This window comes from Bacillus sp. JJ1532 (assembly GCF_036965085.1).
GTDB lineage: Bacteria > Bacillota > Bacilli > Bacillales > Cytobacillaceae > Cytobacillus.
On the sequence record NZ_JBALOW010000007.1, the window covers coordinates 33,120 to 55,221 of the forward strand.

The following is a 22,102-nucleotide window of genomic DNA, read 5'->3' on the forward strand; positions in this document are numbered from 1 at the left end:
TATCTCGATATTGAGATACTAAATTTTAGCATAAATCGTTTAATAAAATAGGAGTGAAATGAAATGAATAAAAAAACAATGGGTATTCATCATATTACTGCAATCGTAGGTCATCCCCAAGAGAATATAGATTTCTATGCAGGAGTTTTGGGCTTGCGTTTAGTGAAACAAACGGTTAATTTTGATGATCCGGGCACTTACCATCTATATTTTGGCGATGAAGGCGGGAAGCCAGGCACCATTATTACTTTTTTTCCATGGGCTAATGCGTATCAAGGAAGGGTTGGCGATGGTCAGGTAGGCGTTACTTCTTATGTTGTTCCTAAAGGGGCTATGAGTTTCTGGGAAGAGAGATTAGAGAAGTTTAATATTTCTTTCACTAAATCAGAACGGTTTGGTGAGCAATATCTGGAATTCGATGATCCACATGGGCTTCGCTTGGAAATTGTGGAGCGGGAAGAAGGGGAAGTCAATACTTGGACCTTTGGAGGGGTAACTCCAGAAGTAGCAATCAAAGGCTTCGGAGGTGCCATATTATTATCCGCTCAGCCAGACAAAACTGCAGAACTGTTAGAGAAAGTAATGGGACTTGAGCTTATCGGGAAAGAAGGAGACTTTATCCGCTTCCGTTCATTAGCTGATATTGGAAATATTATTGACGTGAAGGCAACTCCTACTGGAAGGGGCCAAATGGGTGTTGGAACAGTTCATCACATCGCATGGAGAGCGAATGATGACAATGATCAATTAGAATGGCAGAAGTATGTGGCAGCAAATGGTTATGGTGTCACTCCAGTTCAGGATAGAAATTATTTTAATGCCATTTATTTTAGAGAATACGGAGAAATCTTATTTGAAATTGCAACAGATCCTCCAGGTTTCGCCCATGATGAATCACAAGATTCAATGGGAGAGCAGTTAATGTTGCCTGCACAGTATGAACAATATAGAGAACAGCTTGAACGCAGTTTGATACCGATTAAGGTGAGAGAATTAAATTAATTTCGTGAAGGAATGATTCCTATGCTTTCCATTGATCCTAATACAAATACGGAAAGAGAAAATTATAAATTTCTAATTGGAAGCATTATTCCAAGGCCCATTGCTTTTGTTACAACTTTGTCTGAAGAGGGCATATTAAATGGTGCCCCTTTTAGTTATTTTAATATTGTATCTTCGAATCCCCCAATGATTTCTTTATCGATACAACGTTCCGCAGGGAGACAGAAGGATACTGCCAAAAACATTCTTGAGAAAAAGGAATTTGTCGTCCATATTGTCGATGAACAAAATGTAGAAAAGGTAAATAAAACGGCTGCCAGTCTGCCTCCTTATGAAAGTGAAGTGGAGTTAGCAGAATTTACACAAATCGACAGTGTGAAAATTTCTGTTCCAGGTGTTAAGCAAGCAAAAATTCGAATGGAATGTATACTCGAGCACTCCTTGGAATTGGGAGATAAAGATTTGCCTGGCTGTGATTTTATCATCGGAAAAGTGGTTCAGTTTCATATAGAAAATGATATTTATGAAAATGGAAGAATCGATTCAAAAGGGTTGGCTGCTGTAAGCCGATTGGCAGGAAATCATTATGCGAAAATCGGGGAAATTTTTGAAATCGAAAGACCTAAATAGTAGGAGGATAACGAATGAAACATATATTTAATAAAGGAAAAGATCCGAATAAACCAACTTTTTTAATGCTTCATGGGACGGGAGGAAATGAATTAGATCTACTGCCCCTTGCCGAAATGATTGATGATGAAGCCTCTGTATTAAGTGTGAGAGGGAATGTTTTAGAAAATGGAATGCCTCGATTTTTCAGAAGATTAGCTGAAGGGGTTTTTGATGAAGAAGATCTCATTTTCCGCACAAAAGAATTAAATGAGTTTCTCGATGAAGCAGCAGAAAAATATGGTTTTGACCGAGACAATATTATTGCCATTGGCTACTCAAATGGAGCGAATATTGCTGCGAGTTTATTATTTCACTATCAACATGCTTTGAAGGCTGCCATTCTTCATCACCCTATGGTACCTAGAAGAGGAGTGGATCTTCCTGATTTATCCGGAAAATCTGTGTTTATTGCAGCTGGAACAAATGATCCAATTTGTTCACCAGCCGAATCTCAAGAACTTCAATCACTATTAGAAAAGGCAAATGCAAAAGTTGAACTTCATTGGGAAAATAGAGGCCATCAATTGACAGCTGAGGAAGTTAGAGCAGCTGGCAAATGGTATCTAACTTTATAATGGCAGTTCATGGTTTTGGGAAGTAAGAAGATTGCAATTAATAATATAAATCAACCTATGCATTAGAATTTGGGTGGTCATGATGAACTCGGTATATCAACCTTTAATGACTAATAATATATTGGATCTTATTTGGAGTAATTCAACAGATGCTATTTTTGCTCTTAATTATGATGGATCAGTAATTGACGCCAATCCAGCCTTTCAAAACATGCTTGGCTGGAATACGGAGGAACTAAACGGTAATCCGTTTCCTCCGTTCATAGCCAATATGACAAAAGAGGAGCACCAAGCACTTATAAGCCAATTAAAAGATGGTCAGAACTTCCCTTATATGATTGTGAAAAGAAGAGATAAAGATGGTGCAATGTTGGATATTTTAGCATCCTATTGGTCTGTTAATAATAAGAGGATTCTTGCAATTGGGATGTATAAAAATTTTACGGAGCAAATGGAAATACAAAAAAAGCTTGAAGAAAGTGAATATTGTTATCGAACGCTTGTCGAATATTTACCCGATGCAATCGTAAAACAATGTAATAATAAAATAAGATTTGTAAATTCATCGGGGATGGAATTTTTCGGTGTAATCAGGTTAGAAGATATTTTAGGCTATTCCATTTGGGATTTTGTGACAAGCGAAGGAAAAGAAAAAATCCAAAAATTATTTGATGACGTTTACGATAACAATATTCGGAACAGTCCAAAAGCGATTGTCGATCATTTTGTACGACAAGATGGTAAAGAGATATGGGCAGAAGTTAAAGTAATACCAATCGGAAGAAGGGACCAGCCAGATATTCAAATTGTCTTTCGTGATGTCACCGAAAAGAAAAGATATGAATCACAATTAGAATATCTAGCCTATCATGACCCATTAACTGGATTAAAAAATCGGAGGATTTTCACAGAAATAGTTACAGAATCCATTGAATCAGCGAAAATAGCTAAGGAAAAAATCGCTATTATGTATATTGACATTGATAAGTTTAAATTAATAAACGATACCTATGGTCATGACGTTGGAGATCAATTACTTCAAGAATTTGCTAAAAGATTAAAGTCCTGTGTGCGTGAATTTGATGTTCTTTGTCGTGTAGGAGGAGATGAATTTCTTGTTTTACTAAAGGGCATCAAAGAGGTAATGGAAATTGTCAATGTTGCAGAGAATATAATTTCAGCTTTTCAAGAACCTTACAAAATTAATGGTTCAAAGCTTCATGTAACAACTAGCATAGGCATCGCTGTTTTTCCAGAGAACGGAAGGGATTGCCAGACACTAATTTATCGTGCAGATAAAGCCTTGTATCGTTCTAAAGAAAAAAGAAATCAGTATATGTTTGATAGGATTTCTTCCGGAATTCTCAATAAAACAACATCCAATTAATGGGTGTTGTTTTATATTTAGGGCGGTCACAATTGTGTCCGCTTTTTTTTCGTTATAAATTGATTCATGTAAAAATGGGAATGTTAACTTGTGTAAATACATTATTTAAATAAAATATATAGTCTTTTCAACAAAAGGTTATCGAATCCAAAAATGTGTCTTATTAAAAAATTTGTTTTTCCATATAAGGGAGTTGAATAATTTGATTTCTAAACGCACAAGAAATTGGATTCTAGCTTTACTTTTTATCGGTTGGTCTTTAGGCAACCTGGATCGTTATATTATGAATTATGCTGTGTTGTCCATTACGGAAGACCTGAATTTGAGCGCATCTTCTACCGGACTCTTACTCAGCAGCTTTTTTGCTGGATATGCGATCATGCAAATGCCTGGGGGATGGCTAGCAGACCGATTTGGGCCTAGAAAAGTTCTCATTACCGCAGTTATTTTGTGGTCGATCTTTACTGGATTGACGGGTGCAGCTTGGTCCTTAGCCTCTATGGTTGTAATCCGTTTTCTATTTGGTATTGGAGAGGGTGGCTTCCAGCCTGCTAGCTCAAAAATTATATCCCTTACGTTTCCGAAAGCAGAACGTGCTCGGGCGATGTCAGTAATGCTGTCTTCGAGCGGGATTATTGCCCTTATTATCCCGATCGCATCTGCCGGACTGCTTACAACGATAGGCTGGCGCACAACGTTTATCATATTTGGAATCGCAGGTGCTATTATTGCAGCTCTTTATTGGTACTATATAAAACTTCCTGAAAGCAATTCAGAAGATAAAATGAAGCAAACTGCTGTCTCGAATCAAAAGGGTATTTTTAGATCGCTGTTTAAAACACCTATGATATGGAATTTGATTATCGCCTATTTTTGTATTTATGCAGTTAACTGGGGGCTTGCAGCATGGATCCCGACTTATTTAGTGAAGACGCGCGGTCTTGATTTAATTTCTCTTGGCTGGGTTCAGACGATTCCAGGAGTAACATTGTTAGCAGGGATTTATATAGGCGGTTATATCATCGATAAGCTCCCAAAAGGCCGAGAAAGATTGGCAGGAAGTCTTTCATGTGCCTTTATTGGAATACTGCTGTATTTAATGTTCACAGCCTCAAGTGTTGCATCATTTATTACGTATCAAACGATTGTTAATTTATTTATTGCCTTTGTGATTATCCTATTGCCAGCAATTATACTAAAACAATTGCCGTCTTTAGTTACTGGTACAGCTATGGGAATTGCAAATACAGGTGGTCAACTAGCTGGTTTTGTCACACCAATGGCTATAGGGTTTATCGTTGATGCATTTAATGGTTCTTTTCATGCTGCATTTTGGATGTTAATTGGATTCTCCATAGTCTGTATCGTATCACTTTTAACGATAAGTGATAAAAAAGGGGAACTGCTCAAACAAAACGAGGCCGAGCAATAGAGGTGTGATCAATAAGGAGGTCTTTCTCATGGAATTACATACACTCATTTCTGATCTTATCGAACAAAAAAGTGAGAAAATTATTGAGTTAAGCGATAAAATTTGGAATTGCCCGGAAATCTACTTCGAAGAACATCAATCATCTGAATACATATGTAAGGCGTTGGAAGATGAAGGGTTTCGGGTTGAGAGAGAGGTTGCCGGACTGCAGACAGGGTTTATTGGAAGCTATGGAGAGGGTAAACCAATCGTAGCTATTTTAGGAGAATTTGATGCTTTATCAGGCTTGAGCCAGAAAAGGGGCCTTACTGAACATGAACCTGTTATTGCAGGCGGTCATGGGCATGGATGCGGTCATAACTTGCTGGGAGCCGGGGCTTTTGCTGCTGCAGTTGCCATTAAAGATTATATGGAGCAAACAGGCTTACAGGGAACGGTTCGGTATTATGGTTGTCCTGCTGAAGAAAGCGGATCTGGAAAAGCGTTTATGACTCGTGCTGGATTGTTTGATGGCGTTGATCTAGCGCTATCCTGGCATCCATTCACAAAACCTAGCATTATGAATGTCAGCAGCCTTGCCAATTACTCAGTGACTTTTAAATTTAATGGAAAGAGTGCGCATGCTGCGGCTGCTCCTCACTTAGGCCGAAGTGCACTAGACGCAGTAGAATTGATGAACGTTGGTGTCAATTATTTAAGGGAGCATATGGTTTCGGAAGCGAGAGTGCATTATGCGATTACGGATACAGGTGGAGCTTCCCCGAATGTAGTACAACCTCATGCGGAAGTTATCTATTTAATCCGCGCACCGAAAAAGCAGCAAGTAAAGGATTTATTCGAACGTGTTTACAATATTGCTCAAGGTGCAGCCCTGATGACTGAAACAACGATGGAAGTCGAGTTTGAAGGTACTGCATCGAATTTAATACCGAATACTACATTAGCAAATGTGATGTATAAACATTTAACTGCAGTTGGTGTTCCTTCTTATGATGAATTTGACCAGCAGCTCGCTCAAGAAATTCGAGCTACTTTTTCTCAAGAAGAACTTGATGCTGACCTTGCAGGTTTGGATAAAGAAACCCTTAAGATATTGAAAGATAAAAATATTGCAGATGTTATTCCGCCTCTCGGAAAAGAAGAGGCATTATCTGGGTCCACCGATGTTGGCGATGTTAGTTGGGCAGTGCCAACGATGCAATGTATGACAGCATGTTGGGCGCTCGGAACACCTTTTCATACTTGGCAAGTCGTATCACAAGGTGCCATGCCTATTGGCTACAAAGGCATGCTGCAAGCAGGTAAAGTTATCGCTTGCACGGCGATCGATGCCATTCAAAATCCAGAAATCATTGAAAAAGCAAAGTTAGAATGGAAAGAACGTTTGGAAGGGGAATCATATGTTTCATTAATTCCTGAAAATATGGTGCCGCCCCGAAAGGCAGCCAAATAAAGTAAGTTTATTAAATTGGTTTATGATGAGAATTTACTTAATTCTCATCATTTATTTTGCTTCTGCAAAAAAGGAAATATGGAACGTGGCTGTAGCAACAGAGATTCCAGTGTCCTTTAACCTCTAGAAAAAAAGAATGGAACAACAATCCTCTTATGCAAAAAAAAAGAACTTCCTTGCTAGCATTAAAGAAAATTCACTTCAAGTGAAAACTAGATCCAAAGTGTCCGTCATTGGTGTTATGACGGACATTTCAAGCGGTAATGCGAGTCGAAGTGTCCGTAAATGTAAGCAGACGACTTATTTTACTGAAAATATAAGTTTTAGCACGATAATGTGAGGAAAATGAAATTTTGGGAACCATTGGATCGCATGGGACGTATATAAAAGTAGAAAAAACGGCTCTTGTCACTCTTTGGGCCATCATGAAGATTCAGCGATTTAGAGGAGTGCCAGGGTACATAAAGAGAGGCAGGGAAACAATGTCTAGCGAATCAGTATTAGGAAAAGATCGAATTGTCACTTTAGATGTTATAAGAGGGTTTGCCATACTAGGTATATTTTTAGTGAATATGCCGTCTTTTACAGGAAGCGAATTTATGGTCTATACAGGCGTGGATAAAACCATTCGAATGCTGTTTGATATGTTTATCCAAACGAAATTCTATATCATCTTTTCTTTTTTATTTGGACTTGGATTTTATATTTTTATGACACGAGCGGAAGCAAGAGGGGAAAAAGTATTCCGTCTATTTTCTAAAAGGCTGCTTGCTTTGCTATTATTCGGTATTTTGCATCTAGTATTTCTTTGGGAAGGCGATATTCTGCATTCTTATGCGTTAATAGGATTCTTTCTATTATTGTTCTATCATCGGAAGGCAAAAACGGTACTTATTTGGGGACTCATCCTTATTTTTCTATTCCAATTTATAACTGGGGCATCAGCATTATTAGCGTATATTGGCGAACAATTTGACGAATCGTTAAATATTTCGGGACAGCTGCAAATGGAAAGGATGGAAGAGGGAGAAAAGAAGATTGAGGCCTATACAAGTCTATCGTACCCTGAGTTGTTGAAATGGCGTGTTCCTAATGAATTAAAAGAAATAATAATGAATGAACCTTTTGTTATTCCTGATATACTTGGGATGTTTTTACTTGGTCTGTATGCAGGTAAAATCAACTTATTCCGCAGGGTTGCTGAATTGAAGCGTAGACTCCGTATTATACAGTTAATTACGCTTTTGCTCAGTATTCCTCCGCTGGCTGCTATTGTTTTCAGTTACTCCAAGCTAGAAGAAGTAGTATTTATGCACAGTCTAGGAAACTATTTTTACCTTCATTTTAGCGGATTTACTTTATCCATCTTCTATATTGTAACGATTGCACTTCTGTTGAAAAAGCAAATCTGGCAGCGTCTATTAAATCCGTTTCGCTATGTCGGCCAAATGGCGTTAACAAATTATTTATTCCAGACTTTTTTTGGTGTCATTGTATTTTATGGATTTGGTTTGTTCGGACAAATATCGTTATCGATGGGACTCCTATATTCACTTATCTTTTATTGTGTACAACTCATCTTTAGCCATCTTTGGTTAAAAAAGTTCCGGTTTGGTCCTTTCGAATGGTTGTGGCGAGTTATGACGTATGGAAAAGCACAACAATTTAAGAGGGATGTAAGTAATTAGCTGAAACAGTGATTATTGTTGATTTAGCCATATGTGTGCATGTGAACGTTTTTTTTCGAGAACATGTGCGCATATGGCTATTTGCAAGTTGTTTGAATAGTAGTGTTCTAGTTATTTTATACTTTCATCTCCTTTAGTAAAACTTGTTTTTTAGACGTAGAGTTTGCAATCAAAACGCCAGCCAAAATGAGCAAAGCACCAAAATAACCTTGCATCCCCATATTTTCATGCAGGAAGATGAATGCAAATATGGCTGCAAAAATCGGTTCAAGCGAAAAGAGAAAACCAGTGCTTTCAGGAGTTGTGTATTTTTGAGCAATGGATTGCATGACAAAGCCAAAAGCAGAGCAAATGAGCGCCAGGCCAAGTATTGCTAACCAATCGATCATTCCAGTCGGTAAAATAGGCGTTTCGAATATAAAAACTCCAATGGTTGCATAAAGGCAAGTAAATCCGAGCTGATAAATGCCGAGCTGAAGGGTGTCTACCTCTCGAGCAAAGAGGTTTGTTAAAATAATGTGGACCGCATACAGGAAGGCGGCAATCAAACAATAAAGCGAGCCCAGCGCAAAAGTAAAACCATCTTCAATCGTAACTAGAGCTAAGCCAATAGAAACGATTATTACTCCATAGACAATTTTTTTTCGAGGCAAATTTCGTGTGATGAAGGTCTGCAAAATGGGCACTAAAATAACGGTTGTACTTGTCAAAAAACCCGCTGAAGAAGCGGTCGTACTCTTCATGCCATACAAAAGAGCTACGAAAATACCACATAGCAGAGCTCCGACAATTGCACTGTATGTCAATACTTTAATATCTGCACGAATTATTTTTTTATAAAATATCGCCATCATAACGATAAATGCAATGCCAAAACGTAAGGCAATAATTGAAAATGCAGATATGGAATCCACACTAATTTTCATAAAAATATAAGATGTTCCCCACGCCATTGATACAGTAGCTAAAATCCAGTTAGCTTGTTTTTGTGTCATCATCGTAAGTACCTTTCAAGTATTTATTTTAAGATTGGCTATATCGTATCACCTGCATTTACATTAGTAAAACGAATGTTTATAATACAAGTATTAATGATTCTAATGCAAGGAGTAGTGAGTATGAATACGTATTATGCTTTTATCAAAGCTATAGAAACAGGCAGTTTTACTAAAGCGGCAGAAGAGCTAGGCTATACCCAATCCGCTATTAGCCAAATGGTACATTCATTGGAGGAAGAACTTTCTACTATTCTAATTTTACGTTCTCGATCGGGTATAACTCTGACGCCTGATGGTGAGGAGTTTTTGCCGTATATTAGGAATATTTGTAACTCGCACAGGGAGCTGCAGGAAAAGCAAAAAGAAATGGAAGGGCTGGAAAGCGGGCTTATTCGAATTGGCACATTTTCTAGTGTTGCATGTCAGTGGCTGCCGGGATTGATAAAGGATTTCAAAAAACAGTATCCAGCTGTTTATTTCGAATTACTTCAAGGTGATTATACGGATATCGCTAATTGGATCAAAGATGGAAGTGCAGACTTTGGCTTTGTGAATCCGAAGGCAGTATCGAATTTAACTACTATTGATTTGCAAGAAGATGAAATGCTTGCTGTATTGCCAACAGAACACCCTTTAGCTGCTCACAATAATGTAACATTGAAAGAATTAACGAATGGACCTTATATCCTTTTAGATGAGGGAGAAATAAGTGAGCCATTAACTGTTTTTAAACAAAACAACTTTGAACCTAATATACAATACCGTGTACATGATGATTATTCCATTATGTCCATGGTTGAACAAGGCCTAGGTATCTCCATTTTACCGAAGCTTGTCTTAGAGAGATGCCCGTATAATATTATTACGAAATCAATCTCCCCCACTTTTGCTCGTACCATTAGTCTGGCATACAAGGACAAAAGGGTACTGCCAATAGCAAGCAGATATTTTATTGACTTTATTATTGGAAAATACACTACGCAGTAATTAATTAGGCTTTACAAACTAGAACTAACATGTTATTTTATATTCAACGTTGACTATTCAACATTAATTAACAAGGAGGTAATAACATGATTAATAAAATTATTGAAAAGGGATTTTTTAAGGGATTACAAGAAAAGATTGGAAAAGGGAAGGCAAAGGAAGCGCACGATTTGTATCTAACTGTTCTTGAAGAAAGTAAGAGTTGGGTAACGGATAAACCTACTGAACTCAACTTAATTTTTACCTCAACGGTGCTTGCTTCGTATAGAGTATTGAAGAAGTATCATTATGAGAATTGGGAAGAAATTATCCGCTATTGTTTAATTGAAAGAACAAAAAATAAGCAGCAATTTTTTTTGAAATTGTATTTGTTTTTTGATCGTAAGCCATTTAAACGAATTGTGAAAATATCTAAACTTAAACAAATTAAGCATTATGGAGATCATCATTTTACACACCATATCGAAAAAGATACAGCAAAGTCCTATCATTTGCATGTGAAGAAATGCTTCTACTTTGACTTTTTCCGCTCAAATAATGCAATTGAAGTCATGCCTATTTTTTGCAGTATGGATGATATTTGGGGAGACATTCTCCATCCTAAAAAGCATGGTGTGACGTTTTCTCGACCGAAGCTACTGTCTAAAGGAGACTCGTACTGCTTTTTCAAATTTGATCAAATAGATGAATAAATTGCGGTTCTCTTTACATCACTATTAAATAGTGTTATATTTTTACCACAATACTTAACGTTGAATACTTAATGTTGGAGTTGTGGTTATGACACGATTAATGGTACTTGGGTTACTAAGGATAAAACCTATGTCAGGATATGAAATGCAACAACTTTTACAAGTGAGTGCAGTGGATGAATGGGCTGGAATTCTTCCAGGTTCAATTTATCATGCATTAAAGAAAATGGATAAGGAAGGACTCGTCAAAGTAACTAAAGTGGAAACAACTGGTCATCGTTCGAAAGCTATTTATGAAATAACGGATGACGGGGAAAAAGAATATAAGAAGCTTTTAGTGGAATCTTTTCATGAGACTTCCGTTCTTCTGCCAGTCCAATTATATACTGGATTATCTATGCTAAATATGCCGAATCACCAGGCAGAACCCCATTTGATTGCTGAAGCAATAGCAGCACAAATTGAAGAGCTCTCCTCAAAGATGGATAAACTTGAAGCAGGGCAAACGACAAAGTCTCAGTTTATTGAAGTGAGTGAATTAACGAAGATCACTTTTCAAAATATGCTAGATCATTACAAACTCCAAATAGACTTTTTAAATAAAATATTGAAGGCAATGAGGAACAGCAAGGATTAGGAGGAAGGAGCTCTGTCCAATAATCTGGGAAAAGGGTACGCCAAGAACAGAGTTTCCTGCTCTTAACCGTTACGGTCGGATTCATCACGCAATTCGGTAATCCCGTCAATCTTTTTATCTTTGACCAGCAGAAATGCAGGATCTGACATTTCAAGTAAAGTTGGCACTCAAACATCTAAGCGGTTGACAATTCATAAAATACCATTTAAAGTGGAATTAAATTACAAGCAACGGAAGGGTGAACCAACTCAATGAAGTTCTAATCCTATTTACGAAAGCAAACAATTGAAGGGTATTTTTTTAGCGGATCTTATCTGCTTATTTCTGTTCCCCTCAATTGTCGTTTTTCAGAATAGGATTGGATTTCTATAGTGGACCCGGAAGAGTAATGGCTTCTGTATACTCTTTTTGACGTGCATCTATAAGTTTGCCAATGCCTCCTATTCTGAATGAAATAGGAGGCATTTTGTGTCTCCAGACTTTGTTCATAAGGAGATGTTAATATGCTTTTATTAGAAGCTCTTAATTTAAAGTACTTTGTACAGGATCGTTTATTAATAGATATTGAGCAATTGCAAATTCATCAGAACGATCGAATCGGATTAGTTGGCCGGAATGGAAGTGGTAAAACGACCTTACTGAAAATTCTAGCTGGAAAGATATCTTCGGAGGAAGGGACTGTCCATCATTATTCGCAATGTGAACTGATCCCACAGTTAAAACGAACAGATACAACGAAAAGCGGCGGGGAAGTAACTCAAGCATATATTAAGGAAGCCTTTCTTAAAGACCCAGATCTTTTAATTGCGGATGAACCAACGACAAATTTGGATACAGATCATATTGAATGGGTAGAAAAGAAACTAATTCAATGGCGAGGCGCATTTATCATTGTTTCGCATGACCGCGCATTTCTAGATGCTCTTTGCACAAAGATTTGGGAAGTCGATGGAGGAAAAATAAAAGAATATAGCGGTAATTATAGCGATTATGTGGCGGAAAAAGAATTAGAGCAACAACAGGAGAAATTAGCATACGAAAAATATGAAAAAAAGAAGAAACAATTAGAAGAGGCCCTACTCTTAAAAGAGAAAAAGGCTGATAAAGCAACAAAGGCTCCGAAAAAGGTAAGTAAATCAGAAGCAAGAATTACTGGTGCAAAGCCATACTTTGCGAAAAAACAAAAGAAGCTGCAAAAAACAGCGAAAGCCATTGAAACAAGATTAGAAAAACTAGAAAAGGTAGAAAAAGTGAAGGAACGCCCACCACTTAAAATGAACCTGCCTAATGCAGAAGCGATCAAAGACCGGATTATCTTACGAGCACAAGATGTGTCAGGCGTTATCGGCGAACGTGTTCTTTGGAATCAAACAAGTTTTTATGTTCGTGGAGGCGAAAAAGTAGCAATCATTGGTCCAAACGGGTGTGGAAAAACAACCTTAGTTAAAAAACTTATCAATCTAGATAATGGCATTACTCCTTCTCCATCTGTGAAAATAGGGTACTTTAGCCAAAATTTAAATATTATAGACGCAGAAAGGTCAATTTTAGAGAATGTCCAGTCGACTTCAAAACAGGATGAAACACTCATTCGAACGGTCCTTGCAAGAATTCATTTCTTTAGAGACGATGTGTATAAACATGTAGATGTTTTAAGTGGCGGTGAGCGGGTAAAAGTTGCGCTGGCCAAGTTATTTTTAAGTGATATTAATACGTTAATTTTAGATGAACCAACTAATTTTCTTGATACAGAAGCCGTAGAAGCATTGGAATCTCTCCTAAAAGAGTATGAAGGGACGATCATTTTCGTTTCCCATGACCGGCGATTTATCGAAAATCTTGCAACACGAATTTTAGCGATCCGAGATGAGAAGGTTGAATTGTTCGAAGGAACCTATCAACAGTATCTACATGATGAACCTCAAAAATTTCGAAATGTCGAAGAAGATCAGCGGCTCGTGCTCGAAACGAGAATTTCTGAAGTATTAAGTCGCTTAAGCATCGAGCCATCGGAAGAATTAGAAATGGAGTTTCAAAAACTTTTAAAAGAAAAACAGAATTTAAACTAGGAAAAAGGGGTTAGGTTCCTCGTCTCGCTAATAGTATCGGGACAAGAAGCCTGCCCCTCTTTCCTATAGTGGAGCGATAATGGAATTTTTTCAGTATGAAGAACGCTTTAAAAGGGAGATAGGGAAGTAGTTTTTTGCATTAATATCGAAATGTTATTAATACTAAGGTTAAAAAGAGCAAAAACTATCCATAAGCGGTTGGAGGAAAGGGTTTTTCGCCTTAATATTACATGACAGTAAGGAATGGTAAAAGTGGTAAGAGATAAAAGTACAATTATTCATATAATATTGCTGCTGATTGTTACGGCTGTTTTTATTTGGTCAGTTATCCGGCCTGCTGGGTATTTGATATGGATAATGGAAGTATTACCTGCACTTGTCGTATTAATCGTTGTAATTGCAGCCTATAATAAGTTTCGTCTCACTACACTATCCTATATCATTATTGCTATACTTTCGATTTTGACGTTCATTGGAGGTCATTATACTTACGCAGAGGTTCCTCTTTTTAATTGGATAAAGGATCACTTTGATTTAAAACGGAATAACTATGATCGGTTGGGACATTTCTTAAAGGGTTTATTTGCTATTGTGATCAGAGAAGTTTTAATAAGAAAGACTCCATTAACGAGAGGGTCGTGGTTAGTTGCTATTGTACTAAGTTTCTCACTTGCAATCGGTGCCTTATATGAAATTATCGAATGGTTATCTACAAAAATAAAAACAAGAGGAAATGAACCTAAGGAATTTTTGGGAATGCAGGGCGATATTTGGGACGCGCAGTGGGATATGTCATTAGCTTTTGTTGGTTCAATACTCGCACTACTTATTTTTTCAAAACTCCATAACAAGTTGTTAGAAAAAAGGAATTTCGGAAATAAAAGATGACTGTGCTCTTTACAAGTGGAAATGGGGTCATCGAGCTTTTCCACTCGATTTTAATACATCCTAATTTTATATGCTATAAAACTAATTAGTTGCTCTTTACGAAAAGTGGTGGTCAACGGTGAAGATGATAAAGCAAAATATAACTGTTAGCGTTGTATTTTTATTAGATGCTGTTTCTTATAACTAATAATAACATTAACTCACATTTTTTATGGCTTTTTTAGTCAATTTTACAAGCATTCTTCCCATTGACAATGAAAAAAGGTAACTGAATTTTACTGACACAGCATCGGCCAAGGAGGGGGTAATGATGAATTTCTTACTGTCTATGTGTTTAATAAAACCTTTTCCAACTTTTTCAGGTGATGCTTTAAAATCTGTTGGAATTGGAAGTGGTGAGGATGATTTTGTATTTGTTAATGGCGGATGCATGATATGAAATGTCACACCGCTATCAGCATATTCCATTCTCAAGCATTTAGCTAAGGATTCTATTGCCCCTTTACTGCATGCGTATGAACTTATATTATAAAATCCGGTAACGCCTACAACTGAACTTGTAAAGCATATCCTGCCGCATCTTTGCTCTTTCATAATAGGTAATAACGCCTCTGTCAAATTTATAGCACCATGAAAATTCACATTCATAACTCTATCGAAATTTTCTCTATTGTGCTCTTCAAAACTTTTGAATAAACATAAGCATGCATTATGGACAGCATAATTTATGCTGCCAAATTGGGATTTTGTTTGATAAACCGCCATTTTTACTGACTCAATGTCATGTACATCACATTTAAAACTTAACAGGGTTTTGGGAAAGGTATCTTTAAGTTTATCAATGTTATCGCAATTAATATCAAGCACTGCAACACAGTTTCCATTCTCAAGCCATTGTTTAGCCATGAAATAGCCAATGCCATTATTTCCGCCTGTTATGAATAATGTCTTCATACTTTCACCCCCTATAATACTATTCTTTATAATAATGCTGATATTTCACTACTCATTAAACCTTTTTATACTGGGTTCAATTATTTCTTATAAAATCTTTAAGAATTTCAATAACTTCATTCTATTCTAGTCATCAATCATTCATTAAATGATAAATTATTTGTCTTTTTGATTTTCCCTTTTTCAACTAAGTAGAAAAGAATCTGCCCGCCTGCCTCACTCTATGAATTAATTACAGCCATAAGGAGCATCCTTCATTGTTGGTTTCGGCTGCGACTCAACGAAACTGGATATGGAAAATCAAACAGAGGTAGAGAAAGAGCTTCGCAAATTTATTCCGGACATCGAGGTGATGGAGAGCACAGGCCATGACTGGATGGCCGATCCACTCTCACGAACATGGGCCATGTTGAAAAAGAAGCAATTAACGGAGTATCTGGCTGAACTTCAGAGGGAAGAAGAAGGGGTGTTTATCGCAGGTTCAGATTATGCAAATGGCTAAAACCTTTTTTTTGACAATTCGTTTCACTTTTTAGTAATGTAAACTGGTAAGATGCGAACAATAGAAATAGAACGATCTTTTATCACGTTCATAAAAGGGTTAAAAACCTTTAAGATATAAGAGTTTTCTTGAAGCGTTCGTAGTAGAGATGAAGTAATTGATCATTACTAGGAGGAATTATTATGTCACAAACTATCTATGTACCCGAACAGCAAATGTTCCTCGATGTTATTCAGGAACGCCGTTCTGTTCGTTCATATGATCCAACAGTGCGAATCTCACGCAAAGAAATGACGGAGATATTGGAGCTGGCAACATTGGCTCCATCATCATCAAACCTGCAGCCATGGCGTTTTCTAGTCATTGATAAGCCGGAGTTAAAGGAAAAGCTTCTGCCAATCGCGTTTAACCAACAACAGGTAGTCGAGGCTTCTGCCGTTATTGCTGTGCTTGGAGATGTGGAAAGCTACAAGAAATCCGAAAAAATTTATGGACAGGCTGTTGAAGCAGGTTATATGCCGGAGGATACGGCTAAATCATTCATCGAGCGTACGACCGGAATGTACTCTACCTTGCCCCCTGAAGTGGCGCGTCAAATCGTATATACGGATGGCGGCCTCATCTCGATGCAGCTAATGCTTGTCGCCCGATCCAAAGGCTACGATACGGTTCCGATGGGTGGATACGATAAAGCGAAGTTCGTTGAAGCATTCGGAATTTCCAAACAGTATGTGCCGGTCATGCTGATTGCGATCGGAAAAGCAGCGAAACCTGGACATCCAACAACACGTCTTCCTGTTGAGGATGTTGCGTTCTTTAACGAAATGCCATCGAAATAAGCAAAACATAATCATCAGGGGAATGTGTGGAGAGGGAACACTTTCCAATTAAAAATGATGTTGATAAGAAACCTGCCCCCATGTCCCATAACAAAATGAACTGCCCCGTAATTGTTAGACACAACTAACGATTACGGGTGTTTTTTGTAACAAAAGCTTTTTTTTCAAGGGCTGTACCCCTACTGGCTGCCCTTATTTAGAGGTCAAATCTTCTCTGTTTGCTGCTTCTGGAGGCTGCTCCATCCATCCATTTTCAATCATAAGTTTGGCGGCTGATTCTACAAACAAGGAGATATTTGCTAATGATTTAGTGTACATCAGTGCGATATCATGTCTGCCATTAACAGCTAAGGAATTTCCTACTGCTCGAATTTTCATGGAAAACATATCTACTTTATGAAATAACATTAATTTATCTGAAAAAGGAGCAACGATTGATGTAGTGACTAAATGGTCCAAATAGGATGGTGATGGCAAGTTTTCCTTATGCAATTTTTCTATATAGTGTTCAATTACTTTATTTGTAATATCTTCCCCTCTCTTAAACAATTCCCGAACATTTTTTGATTTTGCCGTTTGACAAAAGCTTAAGAGTATCGCTTTGCTAGTTACGTTATTCTCGATATTATCGTAAAGATGGGCAATTTCTAATGCGTGCATAGGTCTGATATCTCCAAAAAAGCCATTTAGAAAATCTTTATCGATAAATTTTACTTTCTCAGGTATTGGAATATAGGGTGGTTTCCTAATGAAGCCTTTATTCAATAATATGCTTTTAACTTGTTCGAGTAACTCAATCGTAGAATTCATGCAATAGAGAAAAAAGTCATTTACATCCTTTCTGAACACTAAAGGAATGGCGACATTATATATGCTCATTCCAGCTTTCCCTACATAATTTATATAATGTACGTAGAATTCATCTTCGAAAAGCCTCGGTGCATCAAGGTTTACATCCTTATCAGTAAACCCAGCTGGAATCGGAAAGTTATCCTTTTCAAAAATGTCCTCTATCGTGTTTAAAAATTCATGAACTAAGTTCAATGCATTGTCCAATAATTTTTTTATATCTTGATCCTCTACATGTTGAAGAAAGTAGCTAATCACACATTTTGACATACTATTCCCCATATATACTGCCCATAGTTTCCCCATTTCTGCTGATGTTAATTTTTCATTTTGATTTGCTGGTGTTTCGGCTGTTTTATATTGTTTGACCGGTTCCATCGCATAATCACATCCATTTTTTTATTTAGCATTCCCTCTCGCTTTAAATCCTTATTCTATTTTGTGGACTTGATCTTGGAAAAAAATAATTTCATATTTATTTGGCAAAATATAATATAAGTAAAGATATTCTTGTACCCATCCTCTTGTAAAATTACTCTCTTGATAAGGAGATACATAATGGTAAAAAAAGTTTTCATCCCTATTTTCTGTTTTGTTTTCATTCTCGGAGGATGCATACAGACTAAAACGATTGAAAAAATTCAAATCATTGAAAGTATTGGATATGATGCGGCTGATGACAAAAAATACGAATTAACATTAGGCGTTATCATGTTTAGTCCGCAAGAGAAAGGCTCTTTTACAGGTAAAACTATCAGCGCTGCAAATTTTACTGGGTATGGTGCTGTTTGGAATGCCGAAAGAGAATTGCCGAAAGCTGTCGCAAGCGGAAAAATCCTGATTGGTTTATTCGGAGAGGATTTGGCAAAGAGAGGGATTGGCACGTCTTTGGATGGAATAAAAAGACATCCATCCATTGGGAGGCAGGTTGACTTTTGTATAGTTGAAGGGGAAGCGAAAAAGTTGTTAGACGGAAAATATGAAATAATGGATCAGACGACTTCACGTTATATCAAAGACCTTATTACACATAGTAAAAAAGGAAATTTACCAACATCGAATTTTCATGAATTTATGTATGCCTATTATTCAAAAGGGCAAGATGCTTTTATGCCAATGCTAAAAAGACATGGAGAAAATGTCCAGCTATCGGGGCTTGCTTTCTTCCAAAAAGATAAATATGTTGATAAAATTGGAGCCGAAAAACTGTTCGTTTTTAAAATGTTATACGAGAATATGAATAGAGGAAGTTATGCTGCCTCCTTTCCAGATAAGGATATGTATATTTCGATGGAAAGCTTAAAATCCAAGGTGGATTATACGATTACAAATGGAATGACACACCCCAATATTAAGATTAATGTAAAAATGAATGCTCTAATAGATGAAGTGAACTCGAACATTGAGTTATTGACAGAAATGGACGTGAAAAAATTTGAGAGGTTGTTAGGAAAGGATTTAGAGGAGAAAGGATTAGAATTAATTAACCAGTTTAGAGAAAAGGGGATTGATCCTTTAGGAATAGCAGATAGAGCTAGAAGTCAAACAAGGGGATGGGAATTAAAAAAGTGGCAGGAATTATTTTCTGATGCCCCTGTTGAATTAAATATTAAAATTGATTTTCTGGAAACAGGTATATCTGATCATCATTAATAAAATATTGTAAAAAAACAAAAGAACCACACGATAGAACGGTGATTCTTTTGTTTTTTGTTTATCTTGGAATAATATTATTGTTTTTGTTTTGCCCCTTTCAGCTTATAAATAATTTTCTGTGCGATAAATAGGAAAGGAATGTAACCATAAATAAAGTAAAAACCAGCGTCACCAGCTATGCTTCTTAATTTTTCAATGCTTGTCCGTTTTTCAATCATCCCCACAGCTACTACTAAAAAGAACAAAATGACAACTAAAAGGAACCTTTTGTTGACTGGAAATATCTGAATAAGGCCTCGGTGTGCACTCCATATTGTCAAACAAATAATTGGCAAAACGATAAATAACCAAGCTGCTATTCCAAAATGTTCAAACCGTTCAATACCCGGCAATTCAATGATTTTCCAAAACATAATGGTACTCCAAACAATATGCTTCAGCTGATCTTGATGATAATAAACGATAGTGATGATGGCGATGTAAACAAAAATAAAAGTAGTAAATAGGACAGCAAAATGAGCCCATTTTTGTGATTTTTCAGGATGCTTTATAAAGGGATAGAATATTAGTAACAATTCAAACCCGGTCATGCTGAGTGTCCCAACTTTTGCTGAAACCAAAATATCTGAAATACTATGATCCATAATCGGAAATAAATTGCTGAAATGGGCAAATTTCAGCGGAAAAAGAAAGGACAATAGCAGAGGGAGCATGTAAAGCGTACTTAAAAAGCAAATACCTGTTATAACTCGGAACCCATTAATGACAAAATAGCCTACAACCAAAAGAACAACTAGGCAAAAAAACCATATTGATATTTCTGGGAACACCCACAATTGGATGATTTCGACATAAACACGTAAGACGGTTAATCCTAGCATTAATATATACAATGTAAATATCAAACTAAGTGTTCCCCCAACCCATTTTCCAAACAGCTCCCGGTGGATAGCGATGATATCGCCTTTCCCATTAATCAAGATTCTATATAAAATCCATATTAGGACATGGATGCTCAATCCTGACAGAATAATGGAAATCCACATATCTTGTTCAGCTTGGCGGCTAAGTTTGGCTAAGTCAAGAACCCCTACACCCAATTGCATTGCATTAACGATATAGAAGACAAGAAAGGGGGAAACTAGAAGATTTTCTTTTATTAGATTTCGCATCACGTCACCAGTTTCTGTAGGAGCGGGCCTTATTCATTCTTTCGATCAAATAAAACAAGGCAGCGGCCCGCTCTTAAATTGTTAATTTTCATTATCATTTTTTTCATTAAGACGAGTTGGATTTGCGCGCATAGGATCTTCCGGTCGCTGATACATAGGCCGTTTAGCCTGGCGATTGAAAGGCATTCTAAAAAAAGCATCTTTTAAATCTGAAAGTCGAGGCGGAAAAATAGGCTCAATAAAAGGCCTTCCTAAAGATGTCAAATTGAGCAGGTGCCCTACCATAAAGGCAAAGAAAACCGCGATTCCGATTAAACCCCAGATTTGCGCAAACACTAGAAATGGAAAGCGAATCAAACGGATTGTGTTGCTCATTTGATAAACAGGTGTAGTAAATGAGGCTAGTGCAGCCAGTGCGATAATAATCAGTAATACACTGCTAGTTAATCCAGCATCAACGGAGGCGGTTCCAATAACAATACCACCAACGATACCGATTGTTTGCCCGACCTTGCTCGGCAGCCTTGCTCCTGCTTCACGCAATAGTTCGATAACCAACTCCAAAATAAGCACTTCCAGAAAAGGCGGAAAAGGAACGTCTGCCCTGGATGTAATTAAAGTAGCCAATAAATCCAACGGAATCATTTCATAATGATACGTACAAATGGCAACATAAAATGGGGTTGAAAATACCGAAAATGTAACAGCAAACAAACGAATTAAACGAAAGCTCGATGCAATATACCAAACTTGAAAATAATCTTCGAATGCAGAAAAAAATTCAACGATCGTAATGGGTGAATAAAGGGCATGCGGGGATCCATCAACCAAAATAGCAATTTTCCCTTCAGTCAGGACTGCACTCACACGATCAGGACGTTCTGTATCAAGCATTTGCGGAAAAGGCGAATTCTTATTATCTGAAATCATTTGAGTAATATATGAACTGTCAATAATATGGTCATATTCAATATCAGAAATACGCTGTAACATCGTATTGATATTTTCCTGATTCGCGATTCCGTCAATATATATGATAGCTACTCTTGTTTTTGATACTTTCCCGACTTCGATTTCACGTATTTGTAATTGCGGGAGCAGAAGCCTTTTTCTTATTAGGTTAATATTCGTATCAAGAGATTCCACAAAGGCTTCCTTTGGCCCAACGACCGTAAACTCTACCTCTGGCATTGTTACTTGTCTTCTTTCCACTGTAACAGCAGAAATCGATAGACAGCGCGCATCATGTTCATTCATCTGGATGATGATGGAGCCATTCATGATTTTCGATTGAATTTCCTTTACATCATCCGTTATGAGAATTTGTTCGATCGGCAGCAGCTTTTTAATCTCATCCAGGCTATTAAAGGAATTCTCCGTTAAATATGGAAACACATCACGATGAATGAAATCCGGATTCACCATTGTCTTAATATAACTTATCCAGCATCGTCCGCCTTTTGTTTCAAACTCAAACCTTTGGAAATCCTTTGATGGTTTTAAGGTGTTAATTAAATCTTCCATAGTAAATCTGTTAACGTTCTGCTTATCAGGCGATTTCTTTTTTGACCATTTTAGCCAATTAAACAATTTATGAAGCTCCTCCCCATGAAACCGCATTATAGAAGATCATCATTTTGCTTATGCTTT

The 22,102-nt window shown here is 37.1% G+C and carries 20 protein-coding genes; 15 read left to right on the forward strand and 5 right to left on the reverse strand.

Translation table 11 applies throughout. From position 1 onward, the window contains the following. The first annotated feature begins 63 nt into the window (after positions 1 to 63). The 7 genes from V7122_RS03460 to V7122_RS03490 all read left to right on the forward strand — a co-directional run bounded on the left by V7122_RS03460 (position 64) and on the right by V7122_RS03490 (position 8,209). Positions 64 to 1,002, forward strand: a complete 939-nt coding sequence (locus V7122_RS03460) for a ring-cleaving dioxygenase (protein WP_335525818.1) — start codon at positions 64 to 66, stop codon at positions 1,000 to 1,002. Positions 1,003 to 1,023: 21 nt separating this feature from the next. Further along, a complete protein-coding gene (locus V7122_RS03465; protein ID WP_335525819.1) occupies positions 1,024 to 1,632 on the forward strand; it encodes a flavin reductase family protein in 609 nt (202 codons plus the stop codon). 14 nt (positions 1,633 to 1,646) lie between these two features. Continuing rightward, entirely contained in the window at positions 1,647 to 2,249 is a 603-nt protein-coding gene (locus V7122_RS03470; protein ID WP_335353867.1) for an alpha/beta hydrolase, read from the forward strand. Positions 2,250 to 2,331: 82 nt separating this feature from the next. Then, positions 2,332 to 3,636 (forward strand): sensor domain-containing diguanylate cyclase, encoded by a 1,305-nt coding sequence (locus tag V7122_RS03475; RefSeq protein WP_335525820.1) that lies wholly within the window; start codon positions 2,332 to 2,334, stop codon positions 3,634 to 3,636. Positions 3,637 to 3,838: 202 nt separating this feature from the next. Next, positions 3,839 to 5,068, forward strand: a complete 1,230-nt coding sequence (locus tag V7122_RS03480) for an MFS transporter (RefSeq protein ID WP_335525821.1) — start codon at positions 3,839 to 3,841, stop codon at positions 5,066 to 5,068. A 28-nt stretch (positions 5,069 to 5,096) separates the two neighbouring features. After that, positions 5,097 to 6,521 (forward strand): M20 family metallopeptidase, encoded by a 1,425-nt coding sequence (locus V7122_RS03485; RefSeq protein WP_335525822.1) that lies wholly within the window; start codon positions 5,097 to 5,099, stop codon positions 6,519 to 6,521. Between the two features lie 482 nt (positions 6,522 to 7,003). Beyond that, positions 7,004 to 8,209 (forward strand): DUF418 domain-containing protein, encoded by a 1,206-nt coding sequence (locus V7122_RS03490; RefSeq protein WP_438824762.1) that lies wholly within the window; start codon positions 7,004 to 7,006, stop codon positions 8,207 to 8,209. A gap of 116 nt (positions 8,210 to 8,325) precedes the next feature. Here the strand turns inward: V7122_RS03490 and V7122_RS03495 are convergent, their stop codons facing one another. After that, positions 8,326 to 9,207 carry a DMT family transporter gene (locus V7122_RS03495; protein ID WP_335344966.1) on the reverse strand — a complete coding sequence of 294 codons (882 nt, stop codon included), beginning with the start codon at positions 9,205 to 9,207 and terminating at the stop codon, positions 8,326 to 8,328. Between the two features lie 120 nt (positions 9,208 to 9,327). On the opposite strand from V7122_RS03495, the gene V7122_RS03500 reads away from it, so the two are divergent. The 5 genes from V7122_RS03500 (at position 9,328) to V7122_RS03520 (ending at position 14,480) form a co-directional block, all read left to right on the forward strand. Continuing rightward, entirely contained in the window at positions 9,328 to 10,194 is an 867-nt protein-coding gene (locus V7122_RS03500; RefSeq protein WP_335344965.1) for a LysR family transcriptional regulator, read from the forward strand. An 86-nt stretch (positions 10,195 to 10,280) separates the two neighbouring features. Beyond that, a complete protein-coding gene (locus V7122_RS03505; protein ID WP_335525824.1) occupies positions 10,281 to 10,886 on the forward strand; it encodes an L-2-amino-thiazoline-4-carboxylic acid hydrolase in 606 nt (201 codons plus the stop codon). A gap of 88 nt (positions 10,887 to 10,974) precedes the next feature. Beyond that, positions 10,975 to 11,523 carry a PadR family transcriptional regulator gene (locus V7122_RS03510; RefSeq protein WP_335525825.1) on the forward strand — a complete coding sequence of 183 codons (549 nt, stop codon included), beginning with the start codon at positions 10,975 to 10,977 and terminating at the stop codon, positions 11,521 to 11,523. Between the two features lie 503 nt (positions 11,524 to 12,026). After that, positions 12,027 to 13,592, forward strand: coding sequence for a Vga family ABC-F type ribosomal protection protein (locus V7122_RS03515; RefSeq protein WP_335353864.1), 1,566 nt, complete (start codon positions 12,027 to 12,029; stop codon positions 13,590 to 13,592). 243 nt (positions 13,593 to 13,835) lie between these two features. Further along, positions 13,836 to 14,480, forward strand: a complete 645-nt coding sequence (locus tag V7122_RS03520; RefSeq protein WP_335344961.1) for a DUF2238 domain-containing protein — start codon at positions 13,836 to 13,838, stop codon at positions 14,478 to 14,480. Positions 14,481 to 14,675: 195 nt separating this feature from the next. Here the strand turns inward: V7122_RS03520 and V7122_RS03525 are convergent, their stop codons facing one another. Further along, the gene (locus tag V7122_RS03525) at positions 14,676 to 15,434 is read right to left on the reverse strand and encodes an SDR family NAD(P)-dependent oxidoreductase (RefSeq protein WP_335344960.1); all 759 of its coding nucleotides are present in this window, start codon (positions 15,432 to 15,434) and stop codon (positions 14,676 to 14,678) included. Between the two features lie 292 nt (positions 15,435 to 15,726). Between V7122_RS03525 and V7122_RS03530 the strand changes: the two genes are divergently transcribed. Both V7122_RS03530 and V7122_RS03535 read left to right on the forward strand, forming a co-directional pair. Continuing rightward, a complete protein-coding gene (locus tag V7122_RS03530; protein WP_335344959.1) occupies positions 15,727 to 15,936 on the forward strand; it encodes a hypothetical protein in 210 nt (69 codons plus the stop codon). A 182-nt stretch (positions 15,937 to 16,118) separates the two neighbouring features. After that, positions 16,119 to 16,775 carry a nitroreductase family protein gene (locus V7122_RS03535; protein WP_335344958.1) on the forward strand — a complete coding sequence of 219 codons (657 nt, stop codon included), beginning with the start codon at positions 16,119 to 16,121 and terminating at the stop codon, positions 16,773 to 16,775. Positions 16,776 to 16,967: 192 nt separating this feature from the next. On the opposite strand, the gene V7122_RS03540 is transcribed toward V7122_RS03535, so the two are convergent. Next, positions 16,968 to 18,002 (reverse strand): DUF3231 family protein, encoded by a 1,035-nt coding sequence (locus V7122_RS03540; RefSeq protein ID WP_335344957.1) that lies wholly within the window; start codon positions 18,000 to 18,002, stop codon positions 16,968 to 16,970. A 180-nt stretch (positions 18,003 to 18,182) separates the two neighbouring features. On the opposite strand from V7122_RS03540, the gene V7122_RS03545 reads away from it, so the two are divergent. Next, positions 18,183 to 19,277 (forward strand): Ger(x)C family spore germination protein, encoded by a 1,095-nt coding sequence (locus V7122_RS03545; protein ID WP_335525826.1) that lies wholly within the window; start codon positions 18,183 to 18,185, stop codon positions 19,275 to 19,277. Between the two features lie 77 nt (positions 19,278 to 19,354). Here V7122_RS03545 and V7122_RS03550 read toward each other — a convergent pair whose 3' ends face one another. Together V7122_RS03550 and V7122_RS03555 are read right to left on the reverse strand one after the other, a co-directional pair. Beyond that, entirely contained in the window at positions 19,355 to 20,452 is a 1,098-nt protein-coding gene (locus tag V7122_RS03550; protein WP_335525827.1) for a GerAB/ArcD/ProY family transporter, read from the reverse strand. Between the two features lie 81 nt (positions 20,453 to 20,533). After that, a complete protein-coding gene (locus V7122_RS03555) occupies positions 20,534 to 21,976 on the reverse strand; it encodes a spore germination protein (RefSeq protein WP_335525836.1) in 1,443 nt (480 codons plus the stop codon). Between the last annotated feature and the right edge of the window lie 126 nt (positions 21,977 to 22,102).